Genomic DNA, 26,820 nt, shown 5'->3' on the forward strand with positions numbered 1-26,820 from the left:
TCTCTCCTTTAATTATAGTAATTTTATCGATTATCTAAACAAATTTCACAAATCGTCCCAACCTATTCGTGTACACAATTATTGAACAGTATAAATATCCAATATAAACCAACTTACTACCACTTCAGTTCCATATTCTAAGCATTGGTTTTATACTTGTATACCTCTTTCAATAAGTCTTTACAAAGTTCTAAACTCGCATCAACATAAATCACTATATTAGTATATCGATAAATATACTTGCTTTAACCTAGGTTGTTTTTAGTATAGCACTAAACTAAAGTTATGTATAATACCGATTTGCAATCGTTATTATAGCATTGTGCTATATTACCTTGCTATAATTGTTTATGATGTATATAATGATATAAAAATAATATAATCTATATAGAAAAGGATGATATGAATAGTATGAAATTTAATATTTATAAGTATGTATTAATATTAGCAGAAGAGCGGAACTTTACAAAAGCTGCAAAGAGATTATATATATCACAACCATCATTAAGTCAAATAATAATGAGGGAAGAAGAAAGACTTGGAATGGAGTTATTTCATAGACAACGTAACTCTATAGTTCCAACTATTATAGGAGAAGAGTATATAAAATGGGCTGAATTAATTTTAGACATTCGAAATAAGATGGATAAAAGACTTCAAGCTGTATCTAAGTCAGAAACATATATTATAAACATAGGAATCCTGCCTGAATGCTCTGCCTTTATATTACCAACACCACTAAAACAATTTAGGGAACTATATCCGAATACAATTGTAAGAATATTGGAACTCAGTAGTAATGATTTAGAAGATAAACTAGAAAATGATGGGCTAGATTTTATAGTTGGACTAACTCATCCAGATGCAATTCGTTTTAAAAATATCCCACTTTATAACGAAACAATTGTACTTGCATACTCAAAATACAATCCTATTATAAATGATGCATTAATGGAAATTAATTTATCTGATTTAGAAGATATTCCCTTTATTACTATGAATGAAGGGCAGTTTTTAAATAAAGTCACGTTCAATTTATGTAAAGAAGCTGGGTATCTTCCTAAGATAGTGACTGAATGTTATAACCTTGAGACCGCATTACACATGGTTAAAGCAGGTGTTGGAGTAGCATTAATTCCTGATTTAATGATAAACTTAGTCGATGGCATAAAAGGTTTGAATTTAAAAGAAACCAAAATGAATTCTCAGATTTCTATTGTGTTCCAAAGAGAACAGTATTTAAGTAGACAAGTATTAAAACTGATTGATTTGATTAAATACAACGCTAACAATAGTTAGCAATTAATTATACTCATTCGATTAAATCTCTTCAGATTGTATATATTTTTTTGCAATAACAATAATCCATCTTGATAAAGTCTATATAATGGTGTAAATTGGTTTTACAAAAAAATATGAACTATCCCCAACCTTTTGGTATAATAGTTTCACCACAAAACTAACCAGGAGGTAAAAGAGATGGTCTGGCTATATTTTACACTAGATTCAGAAATAATTAAAGGTTTATTTTCAGCTTCAGCTAAAGAAAATGCTATTGCAAAACTCTTAGAATCAATTTTAAACCAAGTTTTAGAGGCTCAAGTTACTGAGGCAATCGGAGCTAAGCCTTATGAACGTACTGAAGAACGTACATGTTACAGGAACGGTTCTAGAGTTAGACAAATTAAAACTCGTGTAGGAACGTTAGAATTGCTAGTACCAAGAGTTAGGGGTGGTGAGTTTTCTCCTGATTTATTCAATCGATATCAACGAAATGAACAAGCTTTTGTACTGGCTATGATGGAGATGGTAATCCAGGGTGTCTCCACAAGAAAAGTAACAAAAATCACCGAAGAATTATGTGGAACATCATTTTCAAAATCAACAGTATCAAACCTCTGTTCAAACTTGGATCCTTTAGTTGATGAGTTTCGAAACAGACCATTAGAGTCACAATATCCTTTTATCGTAGTTGATGCTATGTATTTAAAATCAAGAGATGCAGGAAAAGTTAGAAGCAAAGCTCTAATGATTGCAATAGGAGTTCGCTCTGACGGTATCCGTGAAATTCTTGGTTTTATGTGTGGTGATAGTGAGACTGAACTAGGATGGAGAAACTTCTTTTCATCATTAAAGGATAGAGGATTATCAAATGTTGATATAGTTGTTAGTGATTCACATAAAGGCTTAAAATCTGCAATCCTTAAAGAGTTTCAAGGCAGCTCATGGCAGAGGTGTCAAACACATTTTAGTAGAAACATACTTGATGTATGTCCTACTAGACTACAGCCTGAGATAAAAAATCGATTAAGAGAGCTTTATGATGCGCCAACTACAGAAGTTGCCAGAACAGTATTAAATGATATCCTTGATGAATACTCAAATACTGCACCAAAGGCTATGGAATTACTAGATGCTGGTTTTGACGACATAACCCAAGTATTAAATATTCCAATAAAGTATCGAAAAAGATTAAGGACATCAAATATCATTGAACGTCTAAATCAAGAGATTCGTCGTAGAGAACGAGTAATACGAATATTCCCAAACGATGAATCCATGAACCGTTTAATTGGAGCAATATTAATTGATTTAGATGAGAAATGGAGTAGCGGGAGAATATGGTTGGATATGCATGAATACCATGAATCCAAGCAAGATCAAGCCGAGCTTCAACAAGTTGAACCTACAAAGGTAGTTGCATAAGTCTGAGTTTAAGCTAATGCACCGCCAGCCTTGCACCAAGAACTTAAAAAACGGTAAGTGTTAACCACCGAAGGCGATAAACTCACAACAAAATGGTGTAATTATCCTTCGTTTTTTTAGTGTACCATTTTTTAAGTACTTGCCACAAGGCCAAGCCCTTCGGGTGGCTGATGTAATACCTCAGGCTCCAAATCTACAACAAATCAAAAAAAGAAACTGCTAATCAAAAGGTAAGATAAAACAATTTACACACTAATTTGGACTTGACTTCCATCTTTGGATAGGCAACCTTACTTTAAACAAAATCATGTTTTATCCTTTTGACTTATAAACTTACCAATCTATAATATTACTTACTTTTATTAGTTTAAATTTATTAGTAGCTTTTCATTTTTCCTTTATCAACTATTTAATCTCTCACCAACTTACAATCCTTTAACCATTGGATTCCGTTTTGGTTCGTTGAATCAAGATATCGCTATCGTTTCTTCTTTCAACACTTTAATATTTGAAACATTCAAGTTACTATCAGATTCGTCGATAAGTACGCTCTTTAAGAATCTCACCTCATCATTGAGACGTGCCCGTTATAAAAAACCCCTCAATCCCATTTCCGGATTTCGGGGTTTGTTTCTCAATATTATGAGTTTTATATTATTCTATTAAAAATCTACATCTTTACCTTCATAGATATATTTAAATAGTTTTTCCATGTTTTCAGGATCTATAGTTCTTGGGTTGGTTCCTGTGCAGGCGTCTACTACGGCATTTTTAGAGATTTCAGCGATTTTTTCTTTGAATTCTTCTTCAATTATACCGAAGTCTTTAAGATTTAAAGCTATTTCAAACTCTCTGTTTAATTCACGAATCATTTCGATTAATTCTCTGGTTACTTCTTCGTCTGATCCGGTTAGGTTTAGGGCATGGCCTATTTCAGCATATCTTTTTAAAGTGTTTTCGTCTTTCATATTGTACTGAATAACATATGGTAGGTACATTGCATTTGCGTAACCGTGGATGATGTGGCCTGTTGAGAATATTGCGCCTGTCTTGTGAGCCATTGAATGGACAATTCCTAGAAGTGCATTTGTGAATGCTTGTCCTGCAAGGCATTGTGCATAGTGCATTTGCTCTCTTGCGTCTTTGTCTCCATTATATGATTTTCTCAAGTATTCAAAGACCATTTGAATAGCTTTAATTGCAAGTGGATCTGTAAATGGGCTATTTGCTGTAGAAACATAAGCTTCAACTGCATGAGTAAGTGCGTCCATTCCAGTATATGCAGCTAGGTGTGCAGGCATTGTCTCTGGGATAGTTGGGTCAAGTATTGCAACATCAGGTGTAATTTCAAAGTCTGCTAATGGGTATTTAATTCCCTTATTGTAGTCTGTGATTACTGAAAAAGCTGTAACTTCAGTTGCTGTTCCAGATGTAGAAGAAACTGCAGCAAATCTAGCTTTTTTTCTTAGTTTAGGGAAATTAAACGGTATGCAAAGTTCTTCAAATGTTACTTCAGGATACTCGTAAAATGCCCACATAGCTTTGGCTGCATCTATTGGTGATCCTCCACCAAGTGCTACTATCCAATCAGGACCAAACTCTTGCATTTTTTTAGCTCCGGCCATTACAGTCTCTACTGAAGGATCCGGCTCAACATTTTCAAATAGTTCAACTTCCATGCCGCCCTCTTTAAGATTATTGACAACTTTATCTAAGAAACCGAATCTTTTCATTGAACCGCCACCAACTACTACAATGGCTTTTTTACCGCCTAAGTCTTTAAGTGCATCTAATGCACCTTCTCCATAGTACATATCTCTTGGTAATGTAAATCTTTTCATATAAACAACTCCTTTTATTGTTAAACATTTTTCATTCAAGAATAAATTATACTCCCCTACTGTTTTGCTGTCAATTTATTAGTTAATGTTTTATCCTTAAAAGTTGTTATTTTGCATTTTCTTATAAAACATTATTTATCATGTTATTTTAACACTTTATAACCAGCGTTATTAACATAATGAAACCCCAAGAGTTTCAAATCTCTTGGGGTTGTTCAGTTACTCTATTTTCTAATATCTGCTAGTTTGGTTTTCATATCCAAAAATAAAAAATTAATTCATAAGGTTTTTATATTATTATTACTTTAGTTTCCATTAGGATATGCATGCATAACTTTTCCATTCATCGACTATGTCGTCAAGCTGTTTGGCAATATAACTAAATTCACGATTTAAATCTAAGGTTCTAATGTATATTTTATTGCCTCCTATTACATATTCACTATTTGGAGATATTTCTTCATCTGTCTTAGCATATAGTAATAGTCCTGAGATATCACCTAAATTATTTATATCTTCATTTTTTACATAAGTAAATATTTGATAAAGATTATTCGATCTGAGTGTGCTCTTATTGTACTGGCTATGTGTTTGCCAACTCTTCGAGTAATATTTTGTGTCTATTATAAGCTTTTTATTCTTACTTTTTAGAACTATATCCGTTTGCATTACCGGTAAGAAGCTTTCTATACCCTCTTCAATATCCCAAGGTATCTGAGGAGATGAGACAGATAGTCCACTATGATGTTTCTTATAATACTCTCTTACAAAACTCTCAAACAGTGCATACATTCTTTGCTCATCTAAGAAATTCGCCATCTTATGTTTGCCTTTTTGAGTAGATAAAATCAGCCCACTGATTACATAATTGCAAATATTAAGCAGCATCTTGTAGTTTTGATTACTTTTGTGAAATATTAATTTATTCCACATAATCTTATCTACTTCAAGTTCATCTACTTCTCCGAAAAATATCATAACACTTTTTAGTGCTTCCCTATTCTCTTTACTCACTCTATTTTCTCTAATTAATAGTAGAGAAGTAGTTTTTAGTATCTGATTAAAAATATTGTTTTCTGAGAATTCATCAAATTCACAAACCAAGGAATGTTTTTTCTGTATATTGTTTTGTAAGGATCCATAGATATCAAGCTTACCTCGTAATGTCTTGAGATTTTCAGTTCTTGATATATATTCCCTATATAGTCCTTGTTTAAGTTGAGCAGAGATTCCTTTATATAAAATAGCCGCAAATAAATTATGGATTTGTTCAAATTCTTCAATTTCTATTTCTTCAAAATTCTTTTGATTCAGTACCTTAAAAGCATATGCCAACATATAGTAGATATTCTTAATTAGAATATGTTTATTTTTGTTCATCTAGTATCCCTAATAATTCATTTTTCCACTTTACATAGTTGTTTTCGTCATCAAAAAAGTACTCTTTTAGCATAGGTAATAAATCATAATTAATAACAAGTCTGATCCAATCATCATCAGATACCGTCCTACCGCAAAAGTAGCTATGCCCTATACAAAATCCTCTTCCAAGTGAACTGTCTTTTTCTATCGCATTATTAAGATCTTCAACTTTACTTATCAGCCTATCAAAGCTGTCGTGATTTAGCGTTTTCTGATATTCTTTAAATCCGATTGACTTAAAAGCCGGTTCCATTTCAAAAAAGCTGAATCTTCTCCTAAGAGCATAATCTATCATTGCCAAACTTCTGTCCGCTGTATTCATCATTCCGATGATATAGAGATTTTCAGGCACACTAAAAGACTCTTTACTATATGCTAAAGTCAATTTCTCTCCTCTTTTATCAGCTTCAATTAACATCAATAACTCTCCAAATATCTTGCTTAGATTCCCCCTATTAATCTCATCAATGATAAAAAAGTATTTGCTTCCCGGATTCTCATTCGCTTTTTTGCAGAATTTATAAAAAATACCATCTTCAAGCTTAAATCCATCATCGATAGGCTTATATCCCATAACAAAATCTTCATAAGAATAATTTTGATGAAACTGAACCACTTCTATCTTGTCATCATCTTTTTCTCCTAAAATAGAGTATACAAGCCTTTTAGCCATAAAAGTCTTGCCAACTCCTGGAGCGCCTTGAAGTATTATATTCTTTTTTTCATCCAGTAAATTTACAAGCTCGATGTATTTGTCTTCTTCAAGATATACATCCTTTAAAAAGTCTTGTTTTGTGTATTTTATGACATCCACTTCTTCTAATTCATATAATTTTATCTCTGTGAAATCAAATTTTTCTAAAGCTTTTTTAAGTTCAGGGCGAAGTCTCCATTTATATATTCCATCATCCTTATTTTTTGTATATCTGCCTAGGTATAGAATTGGCCACCATTTGGAATTTTCTGTATCTCTTTCCATTACCGGACAACCAGTTTCTCTTGCTATTCTCATCGCTAAAGAACTCGATCCTGAATTGTATAGATTTATATGTCCACCATATTTTTCCGAAAGCTGTTTACAGGTAGCTGAACCTCCTATATCAAGCATTCGTTTCATAATACGTAAACTTTGATTATTGAAAATTCTTTCATTATGAAGTAATTCTTCCCATTTTTCTGAAGATATTCCAGGATGATAATGTTCAGGAAACCAACCTTCAAGAGTATTGTTTTCGTCATTTGCCTTCACGTCTTTATATTCTCTACTTGTAAAATAACCGAAATCTATCGCCAAAGTTTTTGACTCGGGATCAGGATAGGACTTATCAGACAAGAAAGTTTTAACCATCTCCTGTAGCTCTTCATCTTGCTTTAAAGCCAATGAAATCTGATTATAAAGTTTATATCCTTCTAATACATTATCAACTTTCCCATTTCTTTTTGGTGTAAATGAGCTTTCGATTATTTCTGCAAGTCTTAAATACTCTGAATATTTATATATATAGTATTTATCAGGATACTTGAGCCATAAATATGTACTTATAGCATTTATATCTTGATAATGGTTTTTACCAGGTTCTCCAAACTTTTCATTAAGATCATTTGCTGTAATCATAAAATTACCAATCCTAGTTTCTAGCGGTAAACTTTCATCGTAGAGAATTAAAAACATTTCTCTAACATCACTTTCTGCAGCTTCAATTAATCCTAAAAGTACCCCTATTGGAAATCTATTATATGATGTCAACAAATTGTCTGTCATACTTAATGATTCCTTTACCATCTGGTAAAAATCAGACGTTTCTATATCCCAATGTTCTTGAAAATGCTGTACAGCTTCCCATTTATATACTTCCACCTTCCAATCTGGTGTTGGAAAAACTTTTTTGTACTCAGTTAAAACTTGTTTGAATTTAGTTTCGTTATACATTTTGCCTCCAGTTAAACAATTTTTTATTTACTGTATTTTTTATGAAATTCAGTATTATTTCTCAACTATATTTATTTCACACGTTAACTAACCGATAATTATATACATATAATACCATAACTCCCACTTTTTCAACAATCATCCCCAAAGGTTAGACAATGTATCATTTGTAAAATTTTTCTATACTTTTCACATATTTTTCTCAATCTATGCATTAAATTTAACAAATGTGGTATAATAAATAGTGTAATATAATTAGAAAGGTGGATTTGAAATGGCAAAAGAAGTTTTTAAAGCAGTGGTTGAACCTAGAGAAGGACTTACAATGGCTTGTAAGGTTAGAGAGTTTGAGATGTTGCTTGATGAACCTGTTGAGCTTGGAGGAAATAATAAGGCTATGAACCCTGTAGAAGCTCTACTTTCTTCTCTTGGAGCTTGTAAGGCTATCGTTATGAGATGTTTTGCACCTGCTCACAATATTAATCTGGTTGATTTCAAAATTGAGCTTGAAGGAGATTTAGATCCCGATGGATTCCTTGGTAAAAATCCGGAAGCAAAGATTGGTTTCTCTGAAGTTCGTACACATATAACTATAGATGCTGAGAATACTCAAGAAGAAATAGAAGCTTTTATAGAATTTGTTGAAAAGACATGTCCGGTTCAAGACACATTGGTAAACGCTGCTAATTACAAGATTATAATTAACTAAAAAAGATGGCAAATCAGATTTTATAATTTCTGATTTGCCATTTTTGTTTAAAAGCTTAATTAGTGCATATTATAAAACTACATTTTCATATGTGCCTAATTTTAGTATTTTTTCCCCTTCCATTAAAACTTCACCTTTAGCAATAACACCATATAGCGACAAATCTTCATTCAGGATTAATAGGTCTGCATCAAGACCATCATTTAATCGTCCTTTTTGCTTCGAGATTTTTAGGGCATCTGCTACATTTGAAGTAAAGAGCGAAATTACATCTTTCATACTATGGCCTAAACTTACTAGTTCCTTGATTTCTGCCAAGAGGGTATCTATCGGTGTGACACCTATTTTTACTAGATTACCTGCATCGTCATAACTTGACCAAGATCCATATCCGTCAGAGCTTACAGTTATATTTTTGAGGGGAATATTCTCTTCCTTGGCAATATCTAAAATATCAGATATCGATATTTCTGAAGGTATACCACAGGTTATATCAATAAAGCCACCATTTTTTGCAAACTCAAGAGTTTCAAGACAAAGACTTCTCTTTCTATTGATATGAGTAGGTCTAAATACAGTCACGGGAAGATTGGATAGTTTTATTGCCTCGTTTATCTCACTCATATTATATTTTCCGCTACCCATATGGACTGTAACATGTCCTGATTTACCGGATAACATACCTGCAACCCTTGCTTCAGTTCCAAGCCTTGCAAGTTCACGTACCGATATTGCAGAATCTCTATGGTCATTGGTCGCAATTTTTACGCCAATTATCTCTTCAATAAATGTTATATCTCTCTTAACAGAACCGGTTATAGTAGGTGAAGGATACTCATAAGCTCCGGTTAATGCATATGCCGTTATTCCTTCTATGTTTAAAGCCTTTGCTTTTGCAACTAGATTCTCAACAGATCTTGTAGTGGAGTCAGTCCCTAGCAGACCAACAACTGTAGTAATTCCTGCTTTTATAAATGAACTAAGCTGCGCTTCAGGAACCCTTGTATTAAATCCACCTTCTCCTCCACCACCGGTAATATGAACGTGCTGATCGATCAGTCCCGGAATTATTATTTTCCCGGAAGCATCTATAATTTCGGCATCTTCTATTTTAGGGATATCTTTACTGATCCTTAGTATCTTCCCTCCACCGATTAGGATATCTGATTTACCGATAGGCTCGGGTGTGTAGAGATTTCCACCTTTAATTATTTTAATCATAGTTTCTCCTTTGTTCTCGACTTTAATAACCTCATCACTTCAATCAAAATATTCAAAACTCTATTTTTTTCAGAAGTTAAATGCTTATCTAATATAAATCTATATTCTATTTTATTAGAAGATTCATAAATTCTAAATATTTCACTAAGTCGAGGTATAGGTTTCTCTTGTAGGGCATAATCCTGTAAATAAATTTCTCTACTTACATAATATATTCGATTAAGTAGCTTAATCAGATTCAATTTTTCATCTTGGTTTAAGGTATCTTCTAAACTTGTAAATAAACCCCATGTTTCCTCAACCTTATCTATTAATGAGTCCAGATTTTTAATATAAAAATATTCTTTATTATATTCATTAAGTGTATCATATATTAATTTAAACAATTCTTCTATATTGAAGGCGTTTAATCCATAAAGTAATAGGTCATTAATTGCAGAAATATATAGAATTGTATCCTTTTCCAATACATCCATGTCAGAATATTTTAGTAAATCTTTTTCCGTATGCCACCACCAACTCATAAATGTATCGTTTGTTGTATCCGGGTGGTTTTTTTCTAATGTTGATCCCCAGATAAAATACGGTGTTATTCCAATATTTTGAAAGGATTGATCCCACCCACGAACTGTACCTGAATAAAATCCTATTTGATTTGTAACTTCAAATATCTTCTGCTTCGATAATTCAATCAAGCTAGGCCCCGAACTGATATTTGTGTAGTCATTAGCTCCTCTTAACCCTGGCATATCAATATTTACATATGCTATGCACCCTTCTAGAAGTTCCTCGAATTTATCAGCTGCATAAGCAGAAGAACCTGCATATCTTCCATTTGAATGACCTGACCACCATGCAATCTTTACTCCTATGTTAAATTTACTTATTATACTTTTATAATACTTTGCCAGGTATAGTGCAAGTGCATTTCCAGTACCATTATCGGTCGCACCATAATGCCATGAATCGATGTGATTACCAATTAATATAAATTTACCATCGTTATCATTCTTAGGTTCAATATTTGCTTCAAGAATAGGTATTAATTGTATGCCTTCTTCTAAAACTGTACACATTGATACATCAATTCTTTCGTAAGATAGTTTTTCAACAATTTTCTTACCATATTTACCATTAATAGCGATTATAGGTATTCTTGGATAATAGTCTATATCTTCGTATCCTGGAGCTCCCCAAATCGGATTATAAATTCCCTCATGTATTTCGTTTTCATTACCGTTCCAGTACTGAATAAATCCTATTGCTCCCCTGTTCTGGACTTCAAGAACCGATATGGGATTTAAAGACTCACTGATTACTATTTTGTTTTCTAAATCTTTTTTTAAGTCTGTTTTTTTAAGATTGTATTCAATAATAGAATCTATTAAACTTCCCTCATCAATATAGATTAGTTCTCCTTTGATTTCTTTGCCAAAGGTATTCTTTGAAAAACTCCTTGTCTTAGCTTCTATTTCTGTTTTACTTGAATCTTCTAAAATATACAACTTCCCATAAACTGGATTGCTTAAATAAGCAGGATATTTATATAAAGTATTTGATATACCACACTTATTTAGTTCTTCTTGAATAAACTCTAGAGCATTTAGTTCCCCTTTCCCTCCAGATAATCTATCATATTTTACAATGTTATTAAGATAATAAGTAAGTTCACTTTTATTAATGTCATGATCTATCATTAATATACTCCTATCTGTCTAGCTTTATTTTTTTAAACTCCTCAATAAAATCAACTAGATATTTAGCAGTTGCGTTTAACATACTCTCTCCTTCTTCTTTTGTTGCAAAAGCAGGATCATCTTTACCAAACCAACCACTTTCTACTACATCTCTAACATCTCTCATTATTTTAATGCTTGCACCTTTAAACTCCACAGTATTTATATTTAAACATTTTAACTCATCTGTTAAATTCTTATAATCCAATGGTACCACTTCATTTAAGTCAATTAAATCTTCATCTATTGCCATAATTGCAGAAGCTTCTTCTCTTCCTGCATGCCCTCCAACCCATTCATTATTGAGTTGTCCAGCTAAAACCCACCAATCAACAGTTGCAGCAATGCCACCTCGATTGTAGAGTTCCAGTGCAACCATATCAAGCGAACTATCATTACCTCCATGTCCGTTCAAAAACACGAATTTTTTGATTCCTTGTTCAAACAATGAAAAAACTATGTTTCGTACTACCATTTGTAAAGCATCATGTCCAATATTAATTGTCCCAGGAAAACTCTTATGATGTGGACATACTCCATATGGTATTACTGGCAATACTATTACTTCAGTTTCTTTTTCTATCATCTCTGATAATCTTTCTGGTATTAAATAATCTGTCCCTAAAGGACCATGCGTTCCATGATTTTCAACACTTCCAACAGGTAAAATTGCTATATCTACTCTTTTAAAGATATTTTCTGCTTGTTTCCAACTCAAATGTGATAATTTCATTATATACCTCCAAATTCACATGGACAAAAGTGATGAAATATCACCTTTGTCCAATTTTGATTAGTTTTGTAATTTATAATCATCTAAATAATTAAAATGTCTATCTATTATTTCATCACTTGGTGGATTTGTAACTAAACTTACTACGATCATAACTATTGATCCTATTGCTGCAGACACAATTAAGGGATGAAAACCAAACGCTAAGTTTTTGAATTTAAATGTTATAGAAATCATTATTACTACTGTAACAATTACTGAAGATATAGCACCTTGTAATGTAGCTCTTTTCCAGTACATCCCGAAGAGTACAGGAATAACGAACGCCCCCATTCCACCAAAAGCGAATAATATTATCTGGAATATACTTGCTGGTCTAAAAATACCAAATAAAATAACTACAATACCAATTGCCACTGTTACGAATTTTGATATCTTCATAACATCGTCATCTGTAGCATCTTTATTAATTACTTTCTGATATAAATCCCTAGTTATCGCACCTGTTGACATAATCAAAACACTGTCAATAGTTGACATCCCTGCTGCGACTATTCCTGCAATAAACAATGATGCCATGAACGGATTTAATCCTCTTTGTAATATCATAGGGACTATATTATCAGATTCTTTTCCAACCAATCCCTTAATAAATACCGATGCATTCACACCTGACCATTCTATCAATGTAGCTGCAAACCACATTCCCAACGTCCCAAGTAATACTGCTTTAAACATTGTTTTATGATCTTTCATGGCGAAAAATTTTGTAAAAAGTTGTGGTTGTCCCATAGTAAAGAAACTCCACAAAACTATTTGAGAAACATAATTTTGCCAAGGCATATAATTGTTTCCACCAGGGAATGAGAGCATTTCTGGACTTGTAGAAGCTAAAGTTTCATTTATGCTCGACAATCCACCTCCCATTTTTACAGATAATACAAATGTTATAATAGCTGTACCAACCATAAGTAAACCTTGAATTACATCAGTAATCATTGCCCCTCGTATTCCACCAGCCATACAGTAAATAATTACAATAATACCCATACCTACAACTCCTACCCATACGGGTAAACCTGTAAAGACATTTACTATTACACCAGCTCCTATTGTTTGAGCACCCATGTTAGGAATTAGAAAAATAATCATTAATATAGCTAATAAGATTCGTATTGTGTTCGATCCATATCTATCAGCTAAATAATCCGCCATAGTTAAAAGATTAAATTTTCTACCCATAACTATCAATTTCCTACCGATTAATATGGCGGGAATTATCATACTAAAAACTAAGCCTGGAACTGAAACCGCTAATCCTGCATAACCAACATTATAAATTGTTCCTGGTACTCCCATAAATGTACTCATGCTATATTGTGTTGCAAAGTACGCTAATCCACTAACTAAAGCGCCTGCTTTTGCATTCATAACAAAAAATTCACTCAAGCTTGTAGTTTTTTTTGATGCATACCAACCTATGTATGCCATACCAATTAAATACAATGCTAACACAGTATAAAATGGCAATGGTGTAGCTTGTACAGAATTATTCATAATCTTGCCCCTCCTCATTATTAAATATTTGGTATTCTTTCCTAGCCAATGCTTGTCTTGAATAGATGAATATTAAAACAAAGGTCATTGCTGTATGCACTATCCACCCAACTAAAAACAACGGAATCCCAAGTATTGACGGGATGTATCGTGTACTATAAAAGAATGGAAATGGTAGCATGATAAGTACATACATTGCAAAGAAAATCAGTATCCATTTTTTTTCAAATTTTTTATAATCAGAACTCATATTCTTAACCTCCCTATTAGTTTTATAATCTAAGGAACTATCCTCCTTTCATTTTTAGAATTCTTATTTAACATATAATGCACATACTATGCCAAAATAACACTTTACTATATGTTAGTATTTTTAGTGCTTTTCATGCATCCAAAGCCATAAAACAAAAAAACAAAGGGGTATTCATCCCTTTGTTATCCCGATTGTCCCATTATTTATAAAGACTCTGTTTTCAAGTAATTAAGTCCTTTTATTGTAATTTGTAGTCCTTTCCGTCCTATGCAAATATCAACTAATCCATTTGCGCTCATATTATTTATTATCTTACGAACTTTGCTTTCTGATATTCCAGTTAGCTCAGATAAAGATCTTCTCCCAATAGGGATATTCATCCCATTATAATTTTTTATATTCTCCAGAATTACTAAATCAATATTTGATTTTACCTGTTTCATGGTATTTAAATTTTGAAGTTCAATTGGCAAATCAACTTCCTCTGGAATAGTATTCTCTGCTATATTTATTAAATATTCAACTACATTTCTTAATTCACGTATATTACCTGGCCAATTATATTTGAGCATAGCATTCTTAATCTTAGAAAAATATTGTTCCTCATCAATATTATTATCTGGATGAAAATTCTTATAGAATGAGTGTGCTAATATCATTATGTCGTTATTTCTATCTTTTAAAGAAGGTATATGAAATGGTAAAACATTTAATCTATAATAAAGATCTTCTCTAAATTTTCCTTCTTGTATAAGCTTTTTTAAATTTTTATTGGATGCAGAAATAATACGAACATCAATGGGAATTACTTTATTAGCTCCAATCCTTCTCACTTGTTTTTCTTGTAATACTCTCAATAATCTAATCTGAAAATTTACCGGAGCATCACCTATCTCGTCCAAAAAAATTGTACCTCCATGAGCCTGCTCAAATAATCCTCTCATACCACCTTTTTTTGCACCTGTAAAAGATCCTTCTTCATACCCAAATAATTCACTATCTAATAAAGTGTCTGGTAATGCAGCAAAATTAATTGCTACAAAAGGTCCTCTTTTTCTTTTAGAGGAATTATGAATTGCTTGAGCAAAAAGTTCTTTTCCTGTTCCACTCTCTCCTTGTATTAAAATAGGAGAATCAGAACTTGAAATTTTGAGAGCTTTACTCTTAGCATTTTTAATTGCGACACTCGATCCTTCAATATCTCCAAATGTGTATTTTGCAAAATGTTGTGATAAAACAAGCTTCCTACGCAATTCTTCCTCTAACCTTATTATTTCTGTCACATCTTTTAATGTATAAACTTCTCCCTTATGCTTACCTGTGTATTTCATTCTCCTCTTTTTAACAATAAATTCTTTATCTTTAATCTTAATAAACTCTTCTTTATCTGTTCTACTGTTTGAAAGTGCATCGTCTACAAATTTTTTTAAGTTCTTGTCAAAACTATTAGACAGTAAGATGTTTTTTGATATGTTGAAAATCGTCTCAGCTATGGGATTAAAGACAGTTATTTCTTTATTTTCATCATAAGCAATAATACCATCATTCACAGTATTTATTATCGTTTCAAATTTTAGGCTAGAATTCTTTTGAGTTTCCATCATTTGTTCTTTTTTCTTTATCAAATCTATAATATCAACAACATACTTTGCTGATAGAATGTTTGCTTTTTCATCCATCAAGTTAAACTTGATTAATATTTCTACCAATGTTGTAAAATCAATATTTCTAGTCTTTATGTCAACTATTTTATTAATATTCTTTGGCACTAAATCTATTTCTCCTACTGTTACTGCAATATTACAATCAACGTATTCTGTTATCCCCGGATAATAAGGATGAAATGTAATAAAATCTATACCTAGTGCATAAAGTAACTGAATAGTCTCATTAGCAGTATCTTTTAGATCATTAACTAATAATACATCACTTCCTTCTTTAATGCTGAATAATTCACTAATCTCATGATAGTTTATAGACCTTCTTGCTATTAAAATATCAGATTTCTTGTCTATATATTTTTTTGCATCATCGTAGATACTTTTACTAGTTATGAGTATTAAATCATCGCTAATTTGGGTGTGTATTTTTTCATCCAAATGAAATCCACGTATAGCAATTTTATCTCCAATGAGGTTATGTATTTGACTTTTTAAAACTTCAAGTGTAAGTTTTGTACTTGTAATAATCGTTAATCCCATGGTTTCCCCTCCTTCCTTCACTCTTAATCAGTTTATCATATATTGAATTTAAATTGTATTTATTACATAAAAAAATAAAACAACAACTTAATACTAGCACATTAGAAAGTTGTTGTTTCTTAATATTTAGAATTTACTGTTCAGAAATACTTTTTCGACATAGGGAGAATTCATAACTCTAAGTATACTCATATACCCAAGTGTAAAACTAACTATATCTCCTACTTTATAATCAACATCTGCTAAGGTACAATCTAATATAAAATGGTCTGAGCTTCCTCCCAAAATTCTTAAAGAATCATCTTTTGGTATAATAAAATCGAAATCAATATCTTGGCTCCCTATCGCGCAAATCATCCTTTTGATATTACCCCTATCATCAAATGAGGGTACTTTATTGAATGCATTTAATGCAAGTTTCCCATGTGGTATTGAAGGTTTTTCTTTAACTTCAATTACTTCTGCCTCAAGTGTAAAAGCATCATTGTAACAGCCAGGTATAATTTTATTAAATGATGCTTCTGTGCCAAGTATTAAAGCCTCTCCTAATCGTATATTATTTATACCATGAAATCTTTCAGTCTCAATCAAATAAAAAGAAGATGAATTTCCACCAGATAACGTATTTACATTCAGCTTATACTTGTCGGCCAACTGCTTAGTAGTTACTGTTAACTCTTCAAGCGTTTTTTCTGTAGGAATTATAGCTCCAAAACACTTCATATTTATCCCAAAACCTACAATATCTATGTTTTTAAGCCGCAGGGTTTCTTGAATTATTTCTTCTAATTCAATCAAACTATAAACCCCTTCTCTCAAGTCTCCTTTATCTATCATAATGATTATTTTATGTCGTTTACCATTTTTTTGTGCAGCTAAGGACAAACCTTTAATAGTTTTTATTTCCGTGTTGTAAGAAATATTACAATATTTTACTACATCTTCAACTTCTGACAACATTGGTATGCGGATTAGAACTTTTACAACATTGTAACTCTCTAGTTTTTTGAGGTTTAAAATCCTAGAATCTCCAATTGTTTTAATTCCAGCTTGTATCATCACTTCAACTATTTGTGGATCTGCACAGAATCCCTTCGTTATAGCTAAAATCTCGATTCCATGTTTTTTACAAATCTCTAAAACTATTCCTGTATTTTCTTTAATCTTTTCTAAGTTTACCAAGAGTCTAGGGTACATCCATGCATTCCTTTCTAGTACATTTCATTAGTCCTTTCTCAATTTCACATCTGGTTCACTTGGAATTGCAAAAAATGGTATATACTTATCAAATCCTGTTATAGTTAATATAAGTATTGAAGCTACTGCTATCATGGCCATATAATTCTTTGAGATAACTTGTATAGCATTAACTTGCTCTAAAGGATAAACTGTATTTGCTATTGTAACAAAAAACGCCATATATACATGCCATGGTACTAGTTGAGATCCAAATACTCCCATAGCATCTGAAAAAGTAGCATTTCTTAAATCTAATTTATACATATTTTCTTTAGAAGCTTCAACATTTTCGTGAGTCATTTCTCTAATAATCGGCCCAACAGTAACTATTTGTGCCATTTCATCAGCCAATGCAGCATTTCCTATCAATGTAAATATTCCATTATAAAACATAAGTTGTCTTACACTTTTACTTATCCTTAAGAAAAACTTAGATATAGGTTCAAAAGCATGCATAGCTGACATAATTCCTCCAAAAGCACCAATCCATAACATCATCGCTATAGAAATACTACCTGCATCTTGAAAACCTGTAAGCACTAATTCTAAAAATTCTGATACACTTCCTATTGTGCCTGCAATAAGACCTAAAACACAAGATAGTATTATTCCTGCACCTAAACATATTAGAGTTGGTTTCGCCATAAAAGCTAATGCAATAACTGCTAGCATAGGTATAACCATATAGTAAGGTACACCAGATTCTACCTGATTTAACAATGCTACTGCAGCTGGACGTTCTTGAGCAAGACTTTCAAATACTTCATTAGGTATTGCAGCAATAGCAGCATTAGCATCCCCTTGTACCGATGAGAGTCCCATGGTAGAACTTACAAGAAATATTACTAGTGCACTGATTATCAAAAGTAATCCTGACCATACACCTTGATGCCTAACTCTATCAGTTATTTTTACTCCTTGTAAACCTGAACTCACTACTGTAGTATCAGATATTAATCCAATATTATCACCAAAACATGATCCTCCAGCTATAGATGCAATTACTAATACTATTGGTCCATTTACTATATGTGCTAGCCATAAAAAAATTGGTGCACAAGATGCAAATGTACTCCATGAAGAACCAGTCGCAATTGATAACACACAAGTTACAATAAACCCAACTGTAGCAACCGTTTTCCCTGTTACTCCAAGCTTAAGTGCTATTAATATAACTGATGCTCCAACACCAGTAGCCATAAATGCCTCCGCAACAGCATAAGCAAACATAAGTACAAAAAACACCATAATCATTTCTTTTACAGCTTCAATACCTTTGTCCATGGCCTCTTCGAATTTATATTTTTCTACAATTGCAGCAATTATAACCGCATAGAAGAAAGCAATTGGTGCAGCTATTAATAACTCCATTCCATATACCATTAGTCCTGCTAGCAAAAATATAGGTGATATTTTAATTAACGCCATAATTCTCCTCCTAGAATTTATTAGTTACTTTATACAACATATCTCTTCCATACCCAATCTTAACTTTGTAATAACCCGAAAAATCGTCGTCGATTACATCATTGCCAGTATATATTATTAATGGCCTTCCTCTTAGATTAATTAACTTACTTATATCTGCAAGTATTCTTATATTCTCCTTTCCTATTTTCCGCAAAACTACATCACTTATTTGTTGATTACCTCTTCCAAATATAAATCCTTGTCCTCCAGTTGGTGTGATATATAGTATGCACTTTCCCTTTTTAGCGAATTCTAATAAGTCTTTTTCATTACAATCCCTTCTTATTAGCTCTCTATTCCTTATAACATCTACACCAAGTAGTGAGTAATCAAGACTTAATTTTTTCATTATATAGCTAGTTGTTGTACCTGCTCCAATAAAATAATAGATATCATTTTCTAAATTATCTATTACATCCAAACTAATTGCTTGTAGTGTTTCTTCTTGCGAAAGTGGAGTAGGTGCTTTTTTGTTTTGTAAATATTTTTCTTTACGTGGAATTTTCAAATATCCATATAAATCAGTTACTACTATATTATTTCTATACATTTCTTCATTTAGATCAACGACCTCTTCTAATCCTGTTGTTAATCCTTCAATTAAATACTCTTTCGTAAGCTTACCTGATACTTTAGGGTTTATTGCAAAAACTGATGAGTGAATTTTAACACCTGTTGGTATTGCTACACAAACAATGTTTTCTTTTATAATATTAGCAACCAATCGTGCTGTTCCATCTCCGCCTGCAAATAATAATATATCAATATCATAGTTTATTAAATTTCTCAGGAGATTTTCACTATCTTTTTCTGTTGTATAAATTATTCCTTCTGACTCTTTATACGCTAACTCATATTTAAAGCCAAGTTGTTTCAGAACATTCTCACCCAATTCACCTGCTCCTGTTATGAACATAACTTGATCTTGTATTTCATTTAATTCTTTCAATGATTCAATGACTTTGTTAGGAGCGTTTGGTAACGCCCCTAATTTTATCGCCTTGAAAAGAGTATCTTTCCCGTCTGTACCCTTTAACCCTACTGAACCTCCCATGCCCGATATGGGATTTATTAATAACCCTATTTTTTTCATATTACTTCCCAATTTTTTCTAGATACACCCTCCATGTTGGACACCAGTTCTCAGGATCATCTAAAGATGACTCATCCACTCTATGAATCGTACTCTTTGTAGGTGCATCTATTATAACCTGCGGATTTTCATATGCTTCATCAAATATTTGATGCAATGTAGCCACATATTCATCAAGATCTTGTTTTGAAGGCGTCTCTGTTGGTTCAAGAGTAATGGGCTCTGGTATATATTGAGGATGGTGACTAGACCAAATATGTTTGCAAAAATCCATCATTCTATTTGACACTTCTCCAAACCCTATTCCTGTTTCATTTTTCATTTTTTCAATGGTATATCTGTTTTGCTCAATTCTTTGGATATTATCAGGATATGGATTACTAATTGCTTTGTGCTCTAGTACTTTTTTCATTAAATACAGATTATTTAACGCTGCAACTTTCCCGACTTCATATAAACCATCAGCGCCAAGACTCATCATCCATGCATAAGCCTTTACCATAACTTGTGGTGTACCTAAAAACATTTTTACTCTACCAATGGTATTCTTAAGGTTATAATTTAAGAAATATTCATCATTTCTTTTATCTATGAGTGGTACTGGAAGATACTCTATTAATTCTTTTACAACCCCTATCGCACCCGATCCGGGACCACCACATCCATGAGGTGTTCCAAATGATTTATGCATATTAAAGTAACAAATATCAAAACCAGCTTCTTTTGCTCTGGCTATTCCAAATAAACCATTAGCATTCGCTTGATCATATAAACATAACCCACCATTTTCATGTATTATGTCTGTGAACTCCTTAATTCTAGGATTGTATATTCCAGTATCTTCAGGATTAGCCACAATCAGACCAGCAGTTCTTTCACTAACTGCATTTTTGAATGCTTCATAATCTGGATGACCACTTTCATCTGCAGGTATATATATTATCTTGTAACCTTTTAAAGCTGGAGCCGCTGCATCAGAAGGGTGCGAATACAATGTAGTTATCATTTCATCTCTTTTTTCTTCTTCGCCTCTTACTCTATGATACATTCTTACTATTGATGCCATAGCCATCGTTGCTTGGGAACCACCACCTGGTTGAAAACTAAATTTATCCATTCCTGAAATTTCTTGCATCATTAAGTCTGACTCATGCATTATTTTCAGTATGCCTTGTAGTGTTTCAACTGGTTGTTCTGGATGCAAAAATTTAACTTTATCTCTATTTGCTAAATCGTCATTTACAATAGGATTATATTTGACTGTACATGTCCCTTGACCAATTTCAGGGTTCAGATTTCCACCAAGTACTTCTTGTGATAATCTAAGATAGTGCATTAAAACTCGTTTTTGGTTTATTTCAGGTAATTTAGGTAGTTTCTTTCTTCTTAATGATTTAGGAATACTATCTACTCCATTTCCAACAATATCTTCTATAGCTTTTTCACATTTTGGTACTAAAATTCCTCTTTCTCCTGGTTGATGAAGTTCAAAAATTATTGGTTCATTCCACCTTGCTTGGTGAACATCTCTAACGAGTCCTTCTCTATTAATAGCTTTCATTATATTACTCCTTTACTCTAAATAATAGTCGATAATTCTTTAATAAGCTGATCGATATCTTGTTTGAAATGAACTTCTGTTACAGAAAAAAGTGCACAATTTTTTAATTCAGGAAACTTTTCACTAAGATCAATCCCTCCGAATATGCCTTTTTTAAGTAGTTCTTCATTGATTTCTTGAATAGTCTTCCCGGTGTCAGAAAAATCTACTACAACATCTCTGAAGTTAAATGAATTAAATCGTTTGCTTTTAACTCCATCTAACTTTGATAATTCCGATACTAGATACTGTCCTTTCTGAATAATATTTTGACCTAGTTCATATAATCCTTTTGGTCCCATAAGCGAAAGATATACACCAGCAGTAATCGCAATTAACGAAGTTTGTGTGCCGACATACTCTTTTCCTTTTTCTCTTAAATCTCCAAATGATGTCCTATCATATGCAATATCTCCAAATCCATATTCACCTTCTTTAATAGTTGGTGCAATTCCAAAAAGTCTTGAAGGGAATTCAAGAACAAATTTAGGATCATTTAAAGTTGAAATAAAACCAGACTGACTTCCACCACAATTCATATTATTACCAAGTGATTGCAAATCTCCTACAATTATGTCTGCTCCAAATTCTCTTGGAGATTCAACTATACCTAGACTAATAGGATCTACCCCAACTATTAGAATGCTTCCATTTTCTTTTGTCATTCTTCCGATTTCATTAGCCTCATCTTCAAAAACTCCAAAATAATTTGGATTCTCAAAATATACTGCTGCTACTTTTTCATTTAATTTTCTTTTTAAATCTTCAAGGTCTAATCTACCTGTTTTTTTACAATAATCTACTAATACAAGTTCAACACCTGGATCACAATAATTTCTCATAATCAATAACTTATTAGTGTCTATGGAACCATTAACCAGTACTATTTCTCTTCCTTTAATTCTAGATGCCATCCTTGCACCGGTTGCTGCAGCTTGAGCCCAATCAAATGTTGGTACATTTACCACTTCCATATCAATTAACTCTGCTAATAAGGATTCATATTCAAAAAGACTTTGAAATCTACCATGATCATTGTACGGTTCACCAGCATACCCACTCAAGAACTCAGCTCTTCCATTTATCTCGTTACAAATAGCAGGAACATAGTGATTCCAACATCCTCCACCAAGAAAACTAATATACTCATTTGCTGTCATATTCTTATTAAGTATCCTATCTACACCACGTACTAATTCATATTCAGATTTATAAGGTTCAGGTAGATTCATCTTTCTATTAAGTTTCAAATCCTTAGGAATTTCAGCATGTAAATCTTCCAATGATTGCAGACCAACCTCTTTCAGCATCTCTTCCTGAATTTTTCTATCTGAATTAGGAATATATGGGTGATTCTTATAACCTATGTTTTTCATTTTCTTCCTCCTCTTATGCTATTCCTCCACCATCGACAACCAAAGCTGTTCCAGTTATCCATGATGATAAATCACTAGACAAAAATAGTACCGCGTTTCCAATATCCTCTGGCATACCTATTCTCGCTAATGGTCTACCTACTCCACAGTCTTTAAGATATGCGTCCATATCCTTTTCTCCAGTTTGAACACCTTCATCTCTCAACATTTCAGTATCGGTATCCCCAGGGTTAACCGAGTTTACTCTAATATTATCTTCTCCATGATCTATTGCCATCCCTCTTGTCATGTTAACAATTCCACCTTTTACGGCATTATAAGCTACAGCAAGATTACCTCCTTTTAACCCCCATCCAGATCCACAATTTATAATACTCCCACCTCCACTTTTTCTCATCAGTGGTATAGAGTACTTACTCATTAAAAAAGTCCCTTTTAATCCTACATCAATAACAAAATCCCATTCTTCTTCAGATAATTCAGTAATCTTTTTTCTAACAGTTGCCCCTGCATTATTGAAGAGTATATCTAATCTACCAAATTTTCTATCTACTTCTTCAATACAGCTTTTACAACTACTTTCACTAGTTACATCACCTTGAATGAACATCACATCTAGTCCTAAATCCATTAATTCCTTTTCAACTTTTTTACCTTTATTCTCATTTGTGCCTACCATTACAACAGTCGCTCCATGTTCAGCTAATACTTTAGTACTTCCTAACCCAATTCCTGATGCTCCACCAGTAACGACAGCAACTTTTCCCGTTAAATCTAATAAATTTTTCATATACCCTCCTATTTAGTCGTTTAACTAAAGAGAATGCAAATGCCATGCCAGAAAAACGTTTGCATATTATTTTGTATTATCTTTGTTGAAATTTAAACATCTATTTAGTAAATTTAAATTCTCTTCCTTTGTTAAGTTTGACATTTTAAATTGATATGGTAATATATAATTGTCATATATGTCAATTTTATAGGTTTTTATTGCCAAAGGAGTCAAATATGAAACTTGTTAAACTAAAACCAATAATTAATCAACTACTTGCAACTATGTCTCACTTAACAAAAGTTGAATTTGCGGTGTTTAGCTCTACCGCTGAATTAATAACCTGTACACCTATGTACTTAGAAAAAAAAGGGAAAAATGTTCATTCTGAATCTATTTATGAAGTAATAAATCAAGGGAATGTTATTGTAAACAAGCCCGGGGAAATGAAATCATGTCTTGGATGTAGGTTTGTAAATAACTGCCCCGCAACTATTGAAATCCTGTCTTGTATAGATTTGAAAGATCACCCAATTGGCGTATTAAGTTTGACCTCATTTTCAAAAGAAGGTCATAAAATGATTGAAGAGGACATTAGAGTTTACTCAAGTATTTTAGAAAACATAACAAAACTAATTGTAATGTATGCTGAGCACGAAGAATTGTACTCTAAAAATGACGCTCTACATAAAGCTATAGAAAACCTTGTAAATACGGATCAATTTAATCATATTATTATTGATTACAAAGGATCTATAATTCACATGGATGCTAAAATTGAAGAATTATTTCCTACCTGTGAACTCTTATACCACAATATTGAAACCATATTTCCCATTGATTTGATTAACTGGATTCAAACCACAAAAGTTCCAAAGAGGAAATATTTCTCATCAAAGACCTTTAGTGGAATGATTTATCTATCCCCGCTCGAAGTAAAAGGAACGATAGTCGGATATTCCATTAAAATAGAAATAGATAAAGAAAACAAAATCTATGAAGGTAGTACTTATCTAGATCAAATATTATCTAGTGACAAAAAAATCGAAGATATAAAGAATAAAATAGTTAAAATTTCTACCTCTCCTTCCACAGTTCTAATTACAGGAGATACTGGAACAGGTAAGGAATTAATAGCTAAAGCAATACATTATACTAGCTCAAGATTATCTGCTCCTTTCGTCCCTCTAAACTGCGCAAATATTCCAGATAATCTATTTGAAACAGAACTGTTTGGATATGAAGAAGGTGCATTCTCTGGTGCTAAAAAGGGTGGTAAACCTGGAATTTTTGAAGTTGCAAATGAAGGAACAGTATTTTTAGATGAAGTTGGAGAACTACCTTTGCATTTACAAGCTAAGCTTTTAAGAGTATTGCAAGAAAACGCTATTCAAAGAATAGGTGGTTTTTCGATAATACCTGTTAATATTCGTATAATTGCAGCAACCAATCGTAACCTTGAAGATATGATGCAAGAGGGATTATTTAGGGAAGATTTATTCTACAGATTGAATGTAATCCCTTTACATATACCACCTCTTACAGAAAGACCAATTGATATCGAGTTATTGACTCATCATTTTATCGAAAAATACTCAAAACGATTAAACAAATCTATACTAGGCATTTCAAAGGAATGTATGAGTATACTAAAAACCTATGATTGGCCGGGTAATATAAGGGAACTAGAAAACGCAATCGAGTATGCAGTCAATTTAGAAGATAAGGAAATTATTAGTATTAATTCGATTCCAAGTAGGGTGTTTGTAAAAAAAGAAAATCCTCAAGAGATTAAAGAAATAGTTCATCAAACTGAATATGAACTATTGATAAATACTTTAGATAAACATGGTTGGAGTTTAGATGGAAAAACTGCTAGTGCAAAAGAGCTAGGAATAAGTCTAAGAACACTGTATAGAAAACTTAAAACTCACGGGATTTAGTTACTTAATACATTTTATAAACCTTACATTAATCATAAACAAGAGTAAGTCAATTAAGAATTACAAATATTCTTATACAAATTTCATAATAACTTAGTACATTCCACGACAAAAACCACTTACTGCTGCAATCAGTAAGTGGTTTATAGTTTGTATGATTTTTTAACGTAAGAAAATTTCTATTTAAATCTGTCCAACAATTAAGTAAAGGACGATGCTATGCCACCTAAGACTCTAAATCAGTTCATCTATTTAGGTTTTATAAAGCGGCTTCTTATATTCCATCTTTTCTTTATTTTAATTCCTGTACTCATTTGTTTTTTCGTGTAATGTAATTTCTTATTACAAGTATATTTTACATTTAACTTGTGTATAAAATGTATGTTTTTTGCTACAGTTTTGTAAAGAAATTTCAATATTTTGATAAATTCTTCAAAACCAAAGTTTTTATATTTTTTGACTGAAGTACGAATAGTATAGTTCCTCTTACAATAAATGTTTTTTGGACGACAAGACTTCCGAGGATAATTTCTGCATTTCTGTTCGATGCCGCTCTATCTGTTTCAGATGCAGTTTTCAAATATCTTTTTAAAAATTCACTAGACTCGCCATATTATAGCTCTAGTCGAAAAACTTAAAGAAAAACATATTGGAGTCATGATGACAACACATTTTCCCGATTATGCCCTTCAGTTAGAATGTACTACAGCAATACTGGACAATAAATCCATAACAGCGATTGGACCGGCTTCAGAAGTCATAACCAATGAAAATATGTCGTGTATCTACGGCATCGACGTGAGTGTATAAAAAATAGGAGACAGAAGTTTTTGCATCCCCGGGAAATACGATTTTAATAGAGTGCTGCTTTAAAATTAAATATTTACTACCGCCTAGTCCCTATGTCGACTGGGCTTTTTATTTTTTTGGCAATAAATTTTCACTTTCTACTATTTCATCTTTCCTAATTATATGATATGATTATGGACACAATTTCTCTTTTCTATAAAATTTCTAA

General features: G+C 32.3%; 20 protein-coding genes. 5 read left to right on the forward strand and 15 right to left on the reverse strand.

Features of this window, described 5'->3' with window-relative positions; translation table 11 throughout:
- The first annotated feature begins 411 nt into the window (after nt 1-411).
- Both VZL98_09160 and VZL98_09165 read left to right on the forward strand, forming a co-directional pair.
- Nucleotides 412-1,299 (forward strand): LysR family transcriptional regulator, encoded by an 888-nt coding sequence (locus VZL98_09160; GenBank protein WVH62860.1) that lies wholly within the window; start codon nt 412-414, stop codon nt 1,297-1,299.
- A gap of 180 nt (nt 1,300-1,479) precedes the next feature.
- Nucleotides 1,480-2,706: an IS256 family transposase gene (locus VZL98_09165; GenBank protein ID WVH62861.1), complete on the forward strand. Its 1,227-nt coding sequence runs from the start codon at nt 1,480-1,482 to the stop codon at nt 2,704-2,706.
- Between the two features lie 662 nt (nt 2,707-3,368).
- Here VZL98_09165 and VZL98_09170 read toward each other — a convergent pair.
- From VZL98_09170 to VZL98_09180, 3 genes are all read right to left on the reverse strand, one after another.
- Nucleotides 3,369-4,547 (reverse strand): iron-containing alcohol dehydrogenase, encoded by a 1,179-nt coding sequence (locus VZL98_09170; GenBank protein ID WVH62862.1) that lies wholly within the window; start codon nt 4,545-4,547, stop codon nt 3,369-3,371.
- A 315-nt stretch (nt 4,548-4,862) separates the two neighbouring features.
- Nucleotides 4,863-5,927 carry a 5-methylcytosine-specific restriction endonuclease system specificity protein McrC gene (mcrC, locus tag VZL98_09175; GenBank protein ID WVH62863.1) on the reverse strand — a complete coding sequence of 355 codons (1,065 nt, stop codon included), beginning with the start codon at nt 5,925-5,927 and terminating at the stop codon, nt 4,863-4,865.
- Complete coding sequence (locus tag VZL98_09180) at nt 5,914-7,899, reverse strand: AAA family ATPase (protein WVH62864.1); 1,986 nt, start codon at nt 7,897-7,899, stop codon at nt 5,914-5,916. Before VZL98_09180 ends, mcrC begins: the two co-directional genes overlap by 14 nt.
- 274 nt (nt 7,900-8,173) lie before the next feature.
- On the opposite strand from VZL98_09180, the gene VZL98_09185 reads away from it, so the two are divergent.
- Nucleotides 8,174-8,608 carry an OsmC family protein gene (locus tag VZL98_09185; GenBank protein WVH62865.1) on the forward strand — a complete coding sequence of 145 codons (435 nt, stop codon included), beginning with the start codon at nt 8,174-8,176 and terminating at the stop codon, nt 8,606-8,608.
- 69 nt (nt 8,609-8,677) lie between these two features.
- Here the strand turns inward: VZL98_09185 and iadA are convergent, their stop codons facing one another.
- The 12 genes from iadA to VZL98_09245 form a co-directional block, all read right to left on the reverse strand.
- On the reverse strand, nt 8,678-9,829 hold the full coding sequence (gene iadA / locus VZL98_09190) for a beta-aspartyl-peptidase (protein ID WVH62866.1): 1,152 nt from the start codon (nt 9,827-9,829) through the stop codon (nt 8,678-8,680).
- Nucleotides 9,826-11,526, reverse strand: coding sequence for a M28 family peptidase (locus VZL98_09195; protein ID WVH62867.1), 1,701 nt, complete (start codon nt 11,524-11,526; stop codon nt 9,826-9,828). The genes iadA and VZL98_09195 overlap by 4 nt, the downstream gene beginning before the upstream one ends.
- A 10-nt stretch (nt 11,527-11,536) precedes the next feature.
- Complete coding sequence (locus VZL98_09200; GenBank protein ID WVH62868.1) at nt 11,537-12,298, reverse strand: creatininase family protein; 762 nt, start codon at nt 12,296-12,298, stop codon at nt 11,537-11,539.
- Nucleotides 12,299-12,358: 60 nt separating this feature from the next.
- On the reverse strand, nt 12,359-13,855 hold the full coding sequence (locus VZL98_09205; protein ID WVH62869.1) for a sodium/proline symporter: 1,497 nt from the start codon (nt 13,853-13,855) through the stop codon (nt 12,359-12,361).
- Nucleotides 13,848-14,105 (reverse strand): hypothetical protein, encoded by a 258-nt coding sequence (locus tag VZL98_09210; GenBank protein ID WVH62870.1) that lies wholly within the window; start codon nt 14,103-14,105, stop codon nt 13,848-13,850. Before VZL98_09210 ends, VZL98_09205 begins: the two co-directional genes overlap by 8 nt.
- A 206-nt stretch (nt 14,106-14,311) precedes the next feature.
- Nucleotides 14,312-16,309, reverse strand: coding sequence for a sigma 54-interacting transcriptional regulator (locus VZL98_09215; protein WVH62871.1), 1,998 nt, complete (start codon nt 16,307-16,309; stop codon nt 14,312-14,314).
- A 126-nt stretch (nt 16,310-16,435) separates the two neighbouring features.
- A complete protein-coding gene (locus VZL98_09220; protein WVH62872.1) occupies nt 16,436-17,506 on the reverse strand; it encodes an alanine/ornithine racemase family PLP-dependent enzyme in 1,071 nt (356 codons plus the stop codon).
- Nucleotides 17,507-17,533: 27 nt separating this feature from the next.
- Complete coding sequence (locus tag VZL98_09225) at nt 17,534-18,976, reverse strand: Na+/H+ antiporter NhaC family protein (GenBank protein ID WVH62873.1); 1,443 nt, start codon at nt 18,974-18,976, stop codon at nt 17,534-17,536.
- Between the two features lie 10 nt (nt 18,977-18,986).
- Nucleotides 18,987-20,111: an ATP-NAD kinase family protein gene (locus VZL98_09230; GenBank protein ID WVH62874.1), complete on the reverse strand. Its 1,125-nt coding sequence runs from the start codon at nt 20,109-20,111 to the stop codon at nt 18,987-18,989.
- Between the two features lies 1 nt (nt 20,112).
- Entirely contained in the window at nt 20,113-21,672 is a 1,560-nt protein-coding gene (gcvPB, locus tag VZL98_09235) for an aminomethyl-transferring glycine dehydrogenase subunit GcvPB (protein ID WVH62875.1), read from the reverse strand.
- A 17-nt stretch (nt 21,673-21,689) separates the two neighbouring features.
- Nucleotides 21,690-23,087, reverse strand: a complete 1,398-nt coding sequence (gcvPA, locus tag VZL98_09240) for an aminomethyl-transferring glycine dehydrogenase subunit GcvPA (GenBank protein WVH62876.1) — start codon at nt 23,085-23,087, stop codon at nt 21,690-21,692.
- A 13-nt stretch (nt 23,088-23,100) separates the two neighbouring features.
- A complete protein-coding gene (locus tag VZL98_09245) occupies nt 23,101-23,877 on the reverse strand; it encodes an SDR family NAD(P)-dependent oxidoreductase (protein ID WVH62877.1) in 777 nt (258 codons plus the stop codon).
- Nucleotides 23,878-24,095: 218 nt separating this feature from the next.
- On the opposite strand from VZL98_09245, the gene VZL98_09250 reads away from it, so the two are divergent.
- On the forward strand, nt 24,096-25,802 hold the full coding sequence (locus VZL98_09250) for a sigma 54-interacting transcriptional regulator (protein WVH62878.1): 1,707 nt from the start codon (nt 24,096-24,098) through the stop codon (nt 25,800-25,802).
- Between the two features lie 660 nt (nt 25,803-26,462).
- The gene (locus tag VZL98_09255; GenBank protein WVH62879.1) at nt 26,463-26,612 is read left to right on the forward strand and encodes a hypothetical protein; all 150 of its coding nucleotides are present in this window, start codon (nt 26,463-26,465) and stop codon (nt 26,610-26,612) included.
- Nucleotides 26,613-26,820 lie beyond the last annotated feature (208 nt).

The organism is Peptoniphilaceae bacterium AMB_02 (assembly GCA_036321625.1).
Classification (GTDB): domain Bacteria; phylum Bacillota; class Clostridia; order Tissierellales; family Peptoniphilaceae; genus Microaceticoccus; species Microaceticoccus formicicus.